The sequence below is a fragment of the Stenotrophomonas sp. STEN018 genome, from assembly GCF_056760235.1.
On the sequence record NZ_JBRREK010000036.1, the window covers coordinates 1 to 14491 of the forward strand.

Below are 14491 nucleotides of genomic sequence, written 5' to 3' on the forward strand. Positions count from 1 at the left end.
TCGGCCTTGTTGTTCGGCGTCGCCAAAGGTTAGTTGCATGGGTCGATCAAGCTCTCAAATCGCGGATTGCAGTCTGGCAGCTTCGGGGGAGTTGTTCAGAGCTTCCCTAGCGTGCATGCACCGCCGCCACCGGCATGCGGTCCAACGCCAGCCACGCGTCTTCGACCAGATCCCGTACCTGCTCCCAGCGCAGCCGCGAGCCGCCGCGCGCCTGTTCCCAGTGCTCGGCAAGCTCCACATCGGTGTCGCCGCTGCCACGCGGCCAATCCGCCGCATGCGTTGCCAACGCGAATGCATAGGCCGGCTGCAAGTCCAGCCAACCGCGTGCACCCCGCCGCCTCCGCGCATAGTCGTCGAGGCTGTACTGGACGAAATCCTGTGCCACTTCGTCGGCAGCGTGTTGGCTGCGCCTTAGCCGGCCACGCCGCAACACCTTGGGATCGGCACCAAACAAGGTCGGTGCAGCGGGATGCTCGATGCGATCGGGGCGGTACATGGCACAACCCTCCCTGTTGGGCGCTCACAGTTACGCCCGGGGCCGTTAGCCAGGAGTGAGCGGGGCGTTTCAACGCTGCTAGCGCGCCCACTGCCACTGCAATCCGACAGTGAAACTGCGGTCCGGTCCCGGCTCGTAATAGCGCTGGTTGCCGTCATTGACGATCACCGAGCCGATATAGCGGTGGTCCAGCAGGTTATCCACACGCGCGAATGCACGTAGCGGTCCGCGTGCTGTTGCCCATTGCCGCGCCATCTCCAGATTCAGCAGCCCATAACCTGCTGCACTGGCACTGCCCAGATCATTCACGCCGATAGCGCTGGCCGCCACGCCCTCAACCGCCCATTGCCACGGCCCCGGCTGCCATTGCCAGCGCGCGAACAACTGCTGGCGCGGCACGCCCGGCAGGTGCGTCCCGGCAGCCACCACGTTGCTGGGCTGGTTGCAGGGCGAGGGCAGGCCGGTGCAGGTCAGGTAGGCCTGACGCACGCTTGCCTGCAACCAGGTGTAAGCCAGCTGCAACTGCTGGTCAGCACCGATCGGCAGCTGCCAGCTCAGCTCCACGCCCTGCCGCCGGGTCGCACCGATATTGCGATAGCTGCTGCGGCCACCACTATTGGTCGCCACCGCCAGTTCGTCATCGCTGTCGGCACGGAACACTGCCAGCTCCACGCGCGCACCGCTCTGCGCCCGCCATTTGCCGCCGATCTCGTAGTTGCGCGTAGTGCCGGCCGCCAGATCCAAGGCCAGACCGGCGCCGCCGTCAGCGCGGTAACCCAACTCGTTGAAGGTCGGCGTTTCAAAGCCGCGGCCGGCCGAGGCATACAGGCGCAGATCATCGCTGGCACGGAACACCAAACCGGCCACCGGTGTCGTCGCTGAGTAATCGCGGCTGCCGCTGTCATCGGGATTGCTGGCGGTGATGTAGCGGTCGCGCGAACGGAATTGCACCTCACTGTGGCGCGCGCCCAGCAGCGCCGACCAGCGCGGGCTGAACTGCCACCAGGCCTGCGCGAACTGATCGATGTTCTGCACACGGTCCTGCTGATCACGACGCAGCCGGCCCTTGATGCCCAGCGTGCTGCCGATGAAGTTCTCGTAGCCGGTCCGGTGCTGCTGCTGGCGGTCTGCATTTGCGCCGACCACCAACTCCAACGGCTTGCCGGCCAGCTGCCCATGCCAGGCCCAGCGCGCGTCCACTCCGCCGTAATCGCTGTCCAGATCGATCACCCCGCCAGAGTGCAGGGGACTGTTCTGCGGCCCCGGCGGGATCGCCAGGAACTGCTCCACCGCACGCTGCCCGGCATAGCCCATCAGCCGCCAGGTCTGCTGGCCACGCTCGGCGCTGTAGACCGCACCGAGCTGGGTCTGCCGCACCGACTTGCGGGTGTTGTACTGGGTGGCCACTGCGGTGGCCTGGCGCGGGTTCGCGCGCACCTGTTCACGGCTCAGCCCCAGCGGGTCCTGCGCATGTGGTGCATCAAAGCCGTTGAACAACAATTCCAGTCGCTGGCCGACCGCCAGATCAAAGCCCAGCCGCGCATTCACCGATTCACGCCGGGCCGCGCTGTGCTCGCGCCAGCCGTCGGTACGGAAATGGTTGGCTGCCACGTTGTAGTGCATGGCCCCGGCCAGGCCCTTGAGCTGCACGCCGGTGCTGGAGGTGTTGTTGCTGCCGTAGCTGCTGCGCAGCCGCCACGGATCGCCGTCCTGGCCGTCCGCGCTCCACAGCTGCAGCACGCCACCGGAGGAATTGCCGTACAGCGCCGAGAACGGCCCACGCAGGACCTCCACCCGATCAGCGCCAAATACGTTGAAGTGCGAGAGCTGGCCCTGGCCATCGGGCATGGTCGCTGGCACCCCATCCACCAGCAGTCGCACCCCGCGCACGCCGAAGGTGGAGCGCGCGCCAAAACCGCGCAGCGACAGCTGGGTGTCCTGTGCATAATTCTGTCGATCACGTGCCAGCAGCCCGGGCACCGCGCCCAGCACTTCGGATACCTGTGCGCCACGGCCATTACCGTCGGTGTCCAGCACCAGCGTGGTGCTGGCGGCAGGCAGGTCGAAATCATCCACCGCGTGGACCTTGGCCGCCTGAACCTGCACCCGATCCAGCGTAGTGGCGGGTAGCTCCTCGGCCATGGCTGGCACTGCCAGCAACAGCCCGGAGAACGCAAAAAACCGATTACAAGTCCGCATCCGGCCATCATCCCTGATCCGCAGCGGCCGCGTCATCGTCCTGCGGGCTGAAGTTCCAGCTGAAACCCTACGGCCAGCGGGCTCCAGCCCTGTTAGGATGATGCGGTTCTGAGCGCGCCGTTGCTGCATCCCCGCGCCGAACGCCCCCACTCCCCGCCACTGATACGAGTATCGCCGTGTCCTTCTTTGCAAACGTCGAACAGGTTCCTGGTGACCCGATTCTGGGTCTGACCGAGGCTTACAACGCTGACAGCCGTACCACCAAGGTCAATCTTGGCGTTGGCATCTACTACGACGAGAGCGGCCGCATTCCGCTGCTGCGCGCCGTCAAGCAGATCGAGCAGACGCTGGCCGCCGAGGCCAAACCGCGCGGTTACCTGCCCATCGACGGGCTGCCGGCCTACACCCAGGCCACCCAGAAGCTGGTGTTCGGCGAAGGTTCGGATCTGCTGGCCGCTGGCCGCGTCGCGACCTCGCAGACCGTTGGCGGCAGCGGTGCGCTGCGTGTTGGCGCCGACCTGCTGAAGCGCCTGCTGCCGCATGCCACCATCGCCATCAGCAACCCGAGCTGGGAAAATCACCGCGCCGTGTTCGGCGCCGCCGGTTTTGACGTGGTCGATTACACCTATTACGACAACGCCACGCACGGCCTGGACTTCGCCGGCATGCTGGCCGACCTGCAGAAGCTGCAGCCGGGCACCGTGGTGCTGCTGCATGCCTGCTGCCACAACCCGACCGGCGCCGACCTGAGCACCGAGCAGTGGAAGCAGGTTGCGGCGCTGATGAAGGACCGCCAGCTGTTCCCCTTCATCGACATGGCCTACCAGGGTTTCGACAAGGGCATCACCCAGGACGGCCAGGCCGTGCGCATCGTCGCCGAAGCCGGCATCGACAGCTTCATCGTCGCCAATTCGTACTCCAAGTCGTTCTCGCTGTACGGCGAGCGCGTGGGTGCGTTGTCGGTGGTTGGCCCGGACGCGACCTCGACCAAGGCCGTGCAGTCGCAGGTCAAGCGCATCATCCGCACCATCTACTCCAGCCCGTCCACCCACGGCGCCGCGCTTGTCGCCGGCGTGCTGAACAGTGGCGAGCTGCGTGGCGTGTGGGAAGCCGAGCTGACCGAAATGCGTGAGCGCATCCACGCCCTGCGTGCCGGCATGGTGCAGAAGCTGGCCGCCTTGGGCGCGCCGGAATTCGGCTTCATCCAGCAGCAGGCCGGCATGTTCTCCTACTCGGGCCTGAGCAAGGCACAGGTCGACACGCTGCGTGACGATTACGGCATCTACGCGGTCGGCACCGGCCGCATCTGCGTTGCCGCACTGAGCCAGAACAACCTGGACTACGTGGCAAAGGCGGTTTACGAAGTCAGCCGCGGCTGATGCATCGTTGTTGCTGATGTGCTGAAAAGCCCGGGGAAACCCGGGCTTTTTTGTGGCTTGATGGTTGTGGATAAGGCTGTGGAGCAAGGGCTTTAAAGCTCTAAAGCACCCCTCCCAAACCCTCCCCTTGCCTGCGGCAAAGGGAGGGGGCAGTTCCTGCGGCCTGCGTCATCTCGCGCAACTGCAGCTTTTGCCCCCTCCCTTGCGCGAAGCGCAGGGGAGGGTTGGGGAGGGGTGCTCTTGCTACTGCCGTTGCCGTTGCAATTACCCCCAGCCTTATCCACAAGCCCCTGTGGATATCCAGCAACTATCCCGGCACCACCCAGGTGACCACCACCGCAGCCGCCACCATTGCCCCAAGCCCAATCGCCACACCAGCCCCATAACGCCCACCACCACTGGCAAACGCCAACACCGACTTGGCCAATGACGCCGAGGCCAGCAGCGCAACCACACCCCAGCGCGCCTGCGCCAACTCCAGGCCACCGGAGGCCGTAAGCCCGGCAATGCTCGCCGCCGCCGCGTGCAATTCACCCAAGGCGGCAATCGTCGCCCCGGCCAAGGCACCGGCCTGCCCGAACAACTGTCGCAGCCCTTCGGACAACAGCAGCACCACCGCAATTACCAGCGCGATCAGCAAGGCGTGCTTCAACTGGAAGGCCTTGGCCGCTGGCCCCTGCGGCACCGCTTCATCGGCCACATGGCGCAGCCCCAACGCCGAGCACAGCAGCAATACCAAACATGCCGCCACCAAAGGCCATGCTGACGCTTTCAGCAACGTCGCTGAACTGGTGCCGATAACGGCGGCAAACAGCAGTAACGAAGCAAGATTCGCCAATAACGCCGCCGCTACCGAAGGCATCACCAAGGCCGGCGCAGCGCGACTGCTGCGGCCAAACCCGGCCACTGCCGCGGTAGAAGAGGCGAAGCCCGAAAAGAACCCGGCCACCGGCAAACCCCAGCGCGCCCCCACCGCGCGCAGCGCGATGTGGCCGAGCATGCCCACGCCCATCACCAGCACCACGATCTGCCACAGCTTGGACGGCACCAGCACGCCCCAGGGATCGACCGCACTGTCCGGCAGCATCGGCAATACCACCAGCGCACAGGCGGCCAGCAGCAGGGCGTCGCGTACTTCCTGATCGCTGATCACTTCCCGGCTCAGCCGCGCCAATGGCGCCTTGGCCCACAGCAGGATCGCCACCACCACGCCCAGCGCCGCCGCCAGCGCCTGCTGCTGCATGCCCAAGCCGCCCAGCAGCACAGTTATCAACAGGGCGATCTCGCCGGTCAGACCGGGATCTTCACGCGAGGTGACCCGGTAGCTGGTCCAGGCCAGCGCAGCCACTGCCAGCAGCGCGACCACGAAAACCGCCTGGCCCAGCATCAGCGCGGCCGCACCCAACAAGGCCGACAGCGCATGCGTACGAACGCCGGCCTGCAGGCTCTTGCGACCGCCGTGCTGGCGCTCGCGCACCGCGCCGATCAGCAGGCCGATGCCCAGCGCAGTCAGCAAACCATGTGTGGCCTGGTTCCAATCCATCGTGTTCTCCAGCAAGGCCCTGAATGGTACGAGGCCTGTGGATAAAGCCAATACCCACGGACTTATCCACATCTCATTCCGCTATGGAGTTATCCCCAAACGTTTGTGGATAAGCCTCTTACGCCCGTCATGACGGGCCTTTTCTCGCCATGGCAATTACGCAACGCTCCGGCTGGCAGTCGCTGTCCAAATTTGTCCACAGGAAGACAAAGTCTGGCCACGGCTCGCTAAAAGCCGAGCCAGCCGCGACAATAGCGCCCCTTTCGTCTGAAGGTAGTTGCCGTCCATGTCCCGTACGTCGCTGACCCGTTTCCTGATCGAAGAACAGCATGCCAAGCGCATCAACGCCGACCTGCGCCAGTTGGTGGCCGTGGTGGCCCGCGCCTGCACCAGCATCTCGATCGCCGTCAGCAAGGGCGCCCTGGGCGGCGTGCTGGGTGATGCCGGCACCGGCAACGTACAGGGCGAGGCACAGAAGAAGCTCGACGTGATCTCCAACGAGATCCTGCTCGAAGCCAATGCCTGGGGCGGCCACCTGGCCGCCTGCGCCTCCGAGGAAATGGACCACAGCCAGCCGGTGCCGTCGGAATACCCGCTGGGCGACTTCCTGCTGCTGTTCGATCCGCTGGACGGCAGCTCCAACATCGATGTGAACGTCTCGGTCGGCACCATCTTCTCGGTGCTGCGCTCGCCCAAGGGTGTGGATAAGCCGGGCGACGAGCACTTCCTGCAGCCGGGCACCCAGCAGGTCGCCGCCGGTTACTGCATCTACGGGCCCAGCACCATGTTGGTCCTGACCGTGGGCCATGGCACCCACGCCTTCACCCTGGACCGTGAAACCGGCGAGTTCGTGCTGACCCAGCGCGGCATGCAGGTGCCGGCGGACACCAAGGAGTTCGCCATCAACATGTCCAACCAGCGCCACTGGGAAGCGCCGATGCAGGGCTATGTGGCTGACCTGCTGGCCGGCAAGGACGGCGTGCGCAGCAAGGACTTCAACATGCGCTGGATCGCCTCGATGGTGGCCGACGTGCATCGCATCCTGACCCGCGGCGGCATCTTCATCTACCCGTGGGACAAGAAGGACCCGTCCAAGGCCGGCAAGCTGCGCCTGATGTACGAAGCCAATCCCATGTCGCTGCTGGTCGAACAGGCTGGCGGCGCCGCCACCGATGGCCGCGAGCGCATCCTCGACATCGCCCCGACCCAGCTGCACCAGCGCGTACCGGTGTTCCTCGGCTCCAAGAACGAAGTAGCAGAAGCCACCCGCTACCACCGCGAGCACGACCTGCCGGGCTGAGCCGCGCTTCACCGGTAGTGCCGAGCCATGCTCGGCAGAAGCCTTACCGATAACCCTCATGTAGTGCCGAGCCATGCTCGGCAGGGGCATTACCGGTACAGCCCCGCTGCGGGACATTGCTTGGAAAGCCCCTGCCGAGCATGGCTCGGCACTACACATGCGGGGCGGTTCGCGCCACCATCGACGGTAGCTCTCCGGAGATACCGTCGATGCGCAAATTTATTCTGCTGTTGATGTTGCTGGCTCCCAGCTGGGCCTGGGCACAAACATCCGCAACGCTGGAGCAGGCCGATACGGCGTGGAACCAGCTGCGCCTGCAAGGCGATGCCAAAGCACTCGCACCTTTGCTGGCCGACGACTGGCTGCTCACCCATTCCGACGGCCGTGTGCAACACAAGGCCGACTATCTAGACGAGCTGACTACGCGTCAGCGCCGCAACACCCGCATCGACAACGAAGACGTGCAGGTCCGTCGGCATGGCGACACCGCGGTGATCACCGGTACCAGCGTGCAGGCGGCCATCAGCGACGGCAAACCCTGGGAGGGCAGGTTCCGTTTCACCCGCGTCTGGCTGCTGCGCGACGGCCAATGGCAGATGCTGGCCTCGCATTCCTCACGGCTGGCAGAAGCCACGCAATGAGCGTGCCTGACTTCATCGAGGTCTACGACAACGCACTGACTGCCGCCGATTGCGCGGCCATCGTCGAACGTCTGCGCCACAGCACACAGCTCAAACCCGGCCAGGTCGGCAGCGGCGTGTTCCCCGAACTCAAACGCAGCCACGACCTGCGCATCAGCGGCAACGACGGCTGGCACGATGTCGAGCAACGTCTGCAGCAGGCGGTATTCAACGGCATGCTGCATTACCTGCGGCGTTATCCACAGGTTCTGATTTCGCCGTTGATGCTGCAGGTACCCGATGCGCAAGGCCAGGCGCGACGACTGAGCGCAGATGACTTCCCCGCCATGGACGATGCCGCGCTATCCGAGCTGGCGCGCACCTGCCTGCGCCCCGGCGCAATCAACCTGCAGTGGTACACAGCAGGCGAGGGCGGCTATCCCTACTGGCACTGCGAGCTGTTCCCGCGCGACCCCGGCGGTGAAACCCTGCACCGACATCTACTGTGGACGCTCTACCTCAATGACGGCTTCGAGGACGGCGAGACCGAGTTCCTGTTCCAGCAACGCAAGGTGGTGCCGCGTGCGGGCAGCCTGTTGATTGCGCCTACGGCATTCACCCACACCCATCGCGGCAATCGGCCGCAGGGTGGGGATAAGTTCATTGCGACAAGTTGGATATTGTTCCAGTCGGCGCAGCGCTTGTATGGAGAGGAAGGCTAGTTGCAACTATTCCTGCGGAAAGCTCGTTCTTGAGTAGAGCGGAGCCATGCTCCGCTGGGGCTTTCCCGGTAGGGCCTCTGCCGAGCATGGCTCGGCACTACAGAGACTGTTGCAACCTTGCGTCATCACAGAGGTGCCCACCAATGAAATGGCTTACGTTGTTTGCGCTGCTGGTAGTTGTGCTCAATTTGATAGCGAGCTTCTTTATCTTCCGCATCAAAGATCAAACCAGTACGCAACGTCTACTCCAGATCGCTCTGGTCTGGCTGCTACCGGTAATCGGTGCGGTGCTCTGTCTGACATTTGCCACATCCTTGCTGCCTGCCGCTGCACGCGGCCAGGCAACTGATGCCGGCATGATGGTTGGCGACATCCCTGGCCATCCCATCGTTAATGGAAGCAATTGCGGTGGTGCAGTGTCCTGCGACGACGGTGGTGGTGGAGATGGCGGCGGGGATTGATCGATGTGTTCGCCTCATACCTCGCCATAGCAGAGATCGTCCGGATCAACGCCAACATGATCCGGTGAAGGCAGCTCCCGCAAACGTACTGCGGCGATCTCTTCCTTCCCCAACAGCAATGCCTTGGCCGCGCGATGCATGCCATCCATCACCCGTCCCTGTGGGCAGAGGATGATCGGATACTGCAAGTCCGCTGCTTCAACCAGCCGCATATGCTCGATTACCTGCCTGCATGTCGGTGGTGACGCGTCAGCGTCCCACCAATAGGCTTCATCCAGCTCGGCGATTGCTGATAGTGCGATTTGCGAAACGGGCAGGTCACGGCTCAGTGCGATCAAATGATGCACGTCCCAGGCCAATAAACCTGCCTCGCTCGGTCGGAAGTGGTATTGCCTGCGCATGGATTCTTCGCCAACGAAGTTCAGGCGACAGCGTAACGCACTACCTGTAGAGCGGAGCCATGCTCCGCTGGGGGCTTTACCAGAAAAATTCTTTGTGGGAGCGAAGCTGACAATCGATCCGCGATGTGGATACCTGCAATTTCATTGCTATCGGCTTCGCGGCTTACGCCGCTCCTACAATCGACGCTGCGCGCTGCCGAGCATGGCTCGGCACTACAGGTGGGGCTTAGAACAACTCGCCCTGCAGCGATGGCTTCTTCGGCGGCAGCGGGGCGATGAACTTGCTGCAATCCAGCCACGGCCATTGTTGCCGCGATGCATTGAAACCCAGGCGCTTGCTGGCCAGTTTGAAACGGTTTGCGAGCAGATCGGCATACACGCCATCGCCGCGCATGCGCTTGCCGAACTGGCTGTCGTAATCCTTGCCGCCGCGCAGCTGGTTGATGGTGCTCATCACGTGCTCCGCGCGCTGTGGGTAATGTGCATCCAGCCAATCGCGAAACAGCGGTGCAACTTCATAGGGCAGGCGCAGCAGCACGTAACCGGCACTGCTGGCACCAGCATCGCGTGAGGCTTCCAGCACCGATTCCAGTTCGGCGTCGTTGATCCACGGAATCACTGGCGCCACCATCACGCCGACCGGAATACCGGCATCACTCAACCTGCGCATTGCACGCAGCCGTGCATGCGGTGCCGACGCGCGCGGTTCGAGCTTGGCTGACAGGTGCGGGTCCAGCGAGGTCACCGAGAAGTGCACGCTGACCAGTTGCTGCTCTGCCAAGGGCGCGAGCAGATCCATATCGCGCTCGACCAGAGCGTTCTTGGTGATCAGCGAGAACGGATGTTTGGTTTCCTGCATCACCTCGATAAGCTGACGGGTGATGCCAAGCTTGCGTTCGATGGGTTGATAGGCGTCAGTGTTGATGCCCAGCGCGATCGGCTGCGGTACGTAGCCAGGCTTGGACAGCTCGCGCCGCAACACTTCGGCAGCGTTGGTCTTGGCGAAGATCTTGGTTTCGAAATCCAGCCCCGGCGACAGATTCAGATAGGCATGCGTCGGCCGTGCGAAGCAGTACGAACAACCGTGCTCGCAACCGCGATACGGATTGACCGATTGGCTGAAGCCCACGTCCGGTGAATTGTTGCGGCTGATGATGCTGCGCGCGGTTTCCGGGCGCACATCGGTGCGCAGCCGGGCGGCCGCGAATTCCTCGCTCTCATCGACCGCCCAGCCGTCATCGACGGCTTCACTGGTCTGGGTTTCAAAACGGCCGGGCAGGTAGGTGCTGGCACCGCGGCCCTTGATCGGGGTAGGCATGCGCCTACGCTAACGCGCGGCTGTCGCAGGATCTGCGACGCCCCGCATTCATCCGGATCGTGCTTCAGCCGGCCTTGGGCTTGATCACCAAGGTGGCGCTCATCCCGGCGCTGAGCACGGCATCGGCCGGTACCGACTGCGGATCGATGCTGACCCGTACCGGCACGCGCTGCGCCAGCCGCACCCAGTTGAAGGTGGGCTCTACTTCGGCCAGCAGGTTGCTGCCGGTCGGCCCTGCGGCATCGGCAATGCCGGTGGCGATGCCTTCGACCTTGCCCTGCAGGTGCACGCCACCGGCCATCAAACGGATATCCACAGCATCGCCGCGATGGATCTTGGGCAGCTTGGTTTCCTCGAAGTAGCCGTATACCCACATGCCTTCGCTGGCGACCAGCGCCATCCGCGCCTGGCCGGCGGCGGCGTAGTCGCCCACGCGCACGTCGAGGTTGGTGATGGTGCCGTCGGCGCTTGCGCGCACTTCGGTCCGAGCCAGCTCCAGCTGGGCCTGCTGCAGGATCACGCGCGCCTGTTGCAGGGCGGCGCTGGCCTGTTGGCTGCCGGCGCTGGCGGCATGCGCGCTGGCCTGTGCCTGCTTCCAGCTGGCCTGTGCGGCCTGCGCCACGGCGCGGGCATCGGCCTGCGATTCGCGCGAGACGATGCCGTCGAGCTGGGCGCGACGCTGGGCCTGTTCCTGGCGCATCTGGAACTCGGCCTGGCTGGCACTGGCGCCGGCACTTGCCGCCGAGATCGAGGCGCCTGCAGCGCGTGCAGCGGCTTCGGCGGCCTGCAGATCGGCTTCGGCCTTGGCCACCGCCAGTGCATAGCGGTCGCGGTCGATGACGAACAGCAGCTGGCCTTTCTTGACCAGCTGGTTGTCGTGCACGGCGACGTCGGTGACCAGCCCGGACACATCCGGCGCAATGCGCACCACCTCGGCACGCAGGCGTGCATCGCGAGTCCACGGGCTAAGCATGTATTGGTGCCAGACCACATAAGCAAGCACTGCGGCCAGCAGTACCACCACGGTGGTGACACTGCCGCGTATCAAGCTGGCGGTTTTCATCGGTACATCCTCAATCAGGAAAAGTGCGGCAGGAACAACAACAAGGCCATGCAGTAAATGCTGGCAAACAAGGCAACGCGCACCAGCGAGGGGTGCAGCGCGCGGCGGTACAGGCCAACCCGGCCCAAGCCGTAATCCAGCAGGCCGAACACCGGCAGCAACAGCACCACCAGCACCAGCGAGCCGGGGAAATAGATATCGCCGATGGAAACTTCAAACGGCATGGCGGGCCTCCTTCAGGCGTTGCTGGCGACGGGAGCGCTGCACATAGGCGGCCAGCACCGAGGCGCTGTCGTCCAAGCTCATCTGCAGCAGGTAAAGGTGATCACGCACGGCGCGCAGCGCCTGCGGTTGCGGACCGGTCAGCTCACTCAGCGCGGCCTGCACGCTGGCCTTGGCATCACGCAGAGTGCGTGCCTGCGGTTCGCGGTAGAGCTGACCGAGCTGTGCCAGCGCCTGTTCGATCCGTGCTTGCAGCGTGGCTGGCAGCTGTTGCTCGGCCAGATCGTGGCGCAGGTCGATCGCGCAATGACCGGCTTCGTGTACCAGCAAGGCCCATTCGAACAACTGCCGTGACGGCCGGCTGCCGGGCGCGGTGCGGCTGGCTACCTGTTGGAACAGTTCGCGGCTGACGCTTTCAAACTTCGGCAGCAGGCCGGGCAGCGGTGCGCTTACCGCCAGCTGCACCTGCGCGCGCAGGCGCTCCAGCAGGCGCCGCTGGCGTTGCTTGCTGCCGGGCAGGCCTGGCACCAGCATGAACACGCCGGTTGCGATGAAGGCGCCGACTGCCAGCGTCAACGAGTTGTCCAGATAGGTCTGCGCGCTGGGATGGAAATGCGGACCCATGTTCCACGAGACCAGGATGCCGACGTTCAAGGCCAAGCCGGTCACCGCGAAGCGCGGCCGGGTGGAGATGTACAGCGAGGCGATCATCGATGGCAGGGTCAGCAACACCAGCATCGGGAAGTCCGATCCCAATGCCATCGCGATGAAGCCAGGCACCGCGAAGAACGGCGCTATGACATGGCCAATGGTGGCGCGGCGCACCACCCACAGCGGATCCGGTGCGGCCGAGGACATCGCCACCAGCGCTGCCATGCCGAATACCGCCAGACCGCCCTGGTTCCAGCTGCTGCTCAACCACAGCAGCGACAGGGCCAGCATCACCACGAAGCAGCGCACCGCGGCCAAGGCAATCGCATACCAGTCGTTGGCGCGGGTAAAGCGCACCTTGCTCAAGCGCGGCGCGCGTGCCCGCAGGCGGCCGTTGCCGGTTTCCATTCGCGCCTTGGCGCCTAGATAAGCCTGCAGCTCTTCGGCGAAGCGGCGCACCAGCAAGGAGCTTGCATCGAAGCCGGTCTGCAGGTCTGCCGGCAGCGCGCGCCGTTCACGGGCGAACACGCCATTGAGTTGTCCACACCAGTGCTGCAGGGCCTTGGCCAGGGCAGGGATATCGTCGCGCAGAGCGCTGTCGTCCAGCAGCTGCGACAAGGGTTTCAGGCTGGCCCGTATCGCCGCGAGCAGGGCTTCGTCCTTGCTGCGATGCAGGCGATCGATATGGTGGTGCAGGGCCTGGAAGCGCGAGGTCGCCGCCATGAAATGCTGGTTGATCAGCTTCAGCTGGCCGTTGTTGCTGCGCAGGATCGGGTCGTCGAAGTAGGCCATGGCACGCAGGTCTTCGAAGTTGATCGCGCCTTGCACCACCCGGCTCTGGGTACGCTCGATCACTTCAAAGCCGTGCAGGCGGCCGCCGATCGCATCGGCGACAAAACCCAGGAAGTCATTGAGGTTGCCGTCATCGGCCGCACGCAGGCCGGCACGCAGGCGGTTGGGCCACAGCACGTCGAACACCACGCTGGTCACCGCCATGCCGAGCAGCACTTCGCCGGTGCGCTCCAGTGCGCTGTTGAGGATGTTCTGTGGGTGGTTGAGCACCGGGAACACGATCATCGCCACGGTGTAGCCGGACAGCACGAAACCGTAGGAGGCCATGCCACGGCTCCATACCGAGCCACCGGCGCAGAAGCCGGCCCACATCGCCATTACCGTCACCAAGGCGACCGGGCTCTGTGGGAACAGCGACACCATCAGCACCGCCATCGCACAGCCCACCACGGTGCCGAGGCCGCGATAGAAGGCCTTGGCCAGCACCATGCCGGTATTGCGGTTCATCACCACCAGCACGGTGATCATCGCGGTGCCGGGCGAGCTCATGCCCAGCCGCATCGCGATCCAGCCGGACAGGTACAAGGCCACCAGCACCTTGCCGATGTAGGCCCACACCGCGCGTTCGCCGCTCATTGCCTGGGTGAAGGTGTGCAGCCAGGGGTTGGCGGACTTGGTGTCAGGAGACTGCTGCGCGCCCGGCGCGCACTCAGCCGGTCGGGTACTCATGGCTGTTGTTCCAGGCCCATCAGGATGCGGGTCAGCACAGCTTCGGTGTGGCGCAGTTCTGCCGGCTCGACGCCGCTGAAGAAGTGCTGCAGTTGCTTGATCACTGCCGGCATCACCTGCTCGATCAGTTGTTCGCCGGCCGGGCTCAGGCGCACCACCAGCTTGCGCCGGTCCTCGGCACTGGGCTCGCGGCTGACCAGCTGCTTGGCCAGCAGCTGGTCGATCAGGCGGGTGACGTTGGAGGACTTCTCGCTGGCAGCCTCGCTGATCTCCGACGGGCTCAGGCCCTGCTCGGAGCCATCCAGCATCATCAGTACGTTGTACTCCGGGTGGGAGATACCGTACTCGCGCATCAGCTGGTTGCCGTGGTCGCAAAATAGCTTATGCACCAGCTTGATCAAGCGCGCCAGCATGGCCTGGTCGCGCGGGAAACCTGGATGGCGGGCACTGCTGATCGCCAGCTTCTGGTCGATGCTGGCATAGCCGCCGGCGGCGGGGATGGGTTTATCCATCTCGGTATATTACATTTATGTATTAAATGATGCAATGCACAAACTGACATTTGGCTTTGTGGGAGCTGCGTCAGCCGCGAAGC

General features: G+C 64.4%; 14 protein-coding genes. 5 read left to right on the forward strand and 9 right to left on the reverse strand.

Annotated elements, in window-relative coordinates; all coding sequences use genetic code 11:
- Positions 1 to 106 precede the first annotated feature (106 nt).
- Both ACVOMB_RS14165 and ACVOMB_RS14170 read right to left on the reverse strand, forming a co-directional pair.
- Positions 107 to 496 carry a hypothetical protein gene (locus ACVOMB_RS14165; protein WP_481531768.1) on the reverse strand — a complete coding sequence of 130 codons (390 nt, stop codon included), beginning with the start codon at positions 494 to 496 and terminating at the stop codon, positions 107 to 109.
- Positions 497 to 574: 78 nt separating this feature from the next.
- Entirely contained in the window at positions 575 to 2695 is a 2121-nt protein-coding gene (locus ACVOMB_RS14170; protein ID WP_481531769.1) for a TonB-dependent receptor family protein, read from the reverse strand.
- 176 nt (positions 2696 to 2871) lie between these two features.
- Here ACVOMB_RS14170 and ACVOMB_RS14175 point away from each other — a divergent pair, with 176 nt between their 5' ends.
- Positions 2872 to 4074, forward strand: coding sequence for an amino acid aminotransferase (locus ACVOMB_RS14175; protein ID WP_481531770.1), 1203 nt, complete (start codon positions 2872 to 2874; stop codon positions 4072 to 4074).
- 307 nt (positions 4075 to 4381) lie between these two features.
- Here ACVOMB_RS14175 and ACVOMB_RS14180 read toward each other — a convergent pair whose 3' ends face one another.
- Positions 4382 to 5617, reverse strand: coding sequence for an MgtC/SapB family protein (locus tag ACVOMB_RS14180; RefSeq protein WP_481531771.1), 1236 nt, complete (start codon positions 5615 to 5617; stop codon positions 4382 to 4384).
- A 286-nt stretch (positions 5618 to 5903) separates the two neighbouring features.
- Between ACVOMB_RS14180 and ACVOMB_RS14185 the strand changes: the two genes are divergently transcribed.
- The 4 genes from ACVOMB_RS14185 to ACVOMB_RS14200 all read left to right on the forward strand — a co-directional run bounded on the left by ACVOMB_RS14185 (position 5904) and on the right by ACVOMB_RS14200 (position 8720).
- Complete coding sequence (locus ACVOMB_RS14185; protein ID WP_481531772.1) at positions 5904 to 6917, forward strand: class 1 fructose-bisphosphatase; 1014 nt, start codon at positions 5904 to 5906, stop codon at positions 6915 to 6917.
- Between the two features lie 209 nt (positions 6918 to 7126).
- Positions 7127 to 7558: a nuclear transport factor 2 family protein gene (locus ACVOMB_RS14190; RefSeq protein WP_481531773.1), complete on the forward strand. Its 432-nt coding sequence runs from the start codon at positions 7127 to 7129 to the stop codon at positions 7556 to 7558.
- Positions 7555 to 8259 (forward strand): 2OG-Fe(II) oxygenase, encoded by a 705-nt coding sequence (locus ACVOMB_RS14195; RefSeq protein WP_481531774.1) that lies wholly within the window; start codon positions 7555 to 7557, stop codon positions 8257 to 8259. The genes ACVOMB_RS14190 and ACVOMB_RS14195 overlap by 4 nt, the downstream gene beginning before the upstream one ends.
- Before the next feature lie 143 nt (positions 8260 to 8402).
- Complete coding sequence (locus ACVOMB_RS14200) at positions 8403 to 8720, forward strand: hypothetical protein (RefSeq protein ID WP_481531775.1); 318 nt, start codon at positions 8403 to 8405, stop codon at positions 8718 to 8720.
- Between the two features lie 14 nt (positions 8721 to 8734).
- Here ACVOMB_RS14200 and ACVOMB_RS14205 read toward each other — a convergent pair whose 3' ends face one another.
- The 6 genes from ACVOMB_RS14205 to ACVOMB_RS14230 all read right to left on the reverse strand — a co-directional run bounded on the left by ACVOMB_RS14205 (position 8735) and on the right by ACVOMB_RS14230 (position 14408).
- Positions 8735 to 9121 (reverse strand): hypothetical protein, encoded by a 387-nt coding sequence (locus ACVOMB_RS14205; protein WP_481531776.1) that lies wholly within the window; start codon positions 9119 to 9121, stop codon positions 8735 to 8737.
- Positions 9122 to 9347: 226 nt separating this feature from the next.
- Positions 9348 to 10439 (reverse strand): PA0069 family radical SAM protein, encoded by a 1092-nt coding sequence (locus ACVOMB_RS14210; RefSeq protein WP_481531777.1) that lies wholly within the window; start codon positions 10437 to 10439, stop codon positions 9348 to 9350.
- Positions 10440 to 10503: 64 nt separating this feature from the next.
- Complete coding sequence (locus ACVOMB_RS14215; protein ID WP_481531778.1) at positions 10504 to 11502, reverse strand: HlyD family secretion protein; 999 nt, start codon at positions 11500 to 11502, stop codon at positions 10504 to 10506.
- A 14-nt stretch (positions 11503 to 11516) separates the two neighbouring features.
- Positions 11517 to 11726, reverse strand: coding sequence for a DUF1656 domain-containing protein (locus ACVOMB_RS14220; RefSeq protein ID WP_481531779.1), 210 nt, complete (start codon positions 11724 to 11726; stop codon positions 11517 to 11519).
- Positions 11716 to 13896, reverse strand: a complete 2181-nt coding sequence (locus tag ACVOMB_RS14225) for an FUSC family protein (RefSeq protein ID WP_481531780.1) — start codon at positions 13894 to 13896, stop codon at positions 11716 to 11718. The genes ACVOMB_RS14220 and ACVOMB_RS14225 overlap by 11 nt, the downstream gene beginning before the upstream one ends.
- A complete protein-coding gene (locus ACVOMB_RS14230; RefSeq protein ID WP_481531781.1) occupies positions 13893 to 14408 on the reverse strand; it encodes a MarR family winged helix-turn-helix transcriptional regulator in 516 nt (171 codons plus the stop codon). Before ACVOMB_RS14230 ends, ACVOMB_RS14225 begins: the two co-directional genes overlap by 4 nt.
- Positions 14409 to 14491 lie beyond the last annotated feature (83 nt).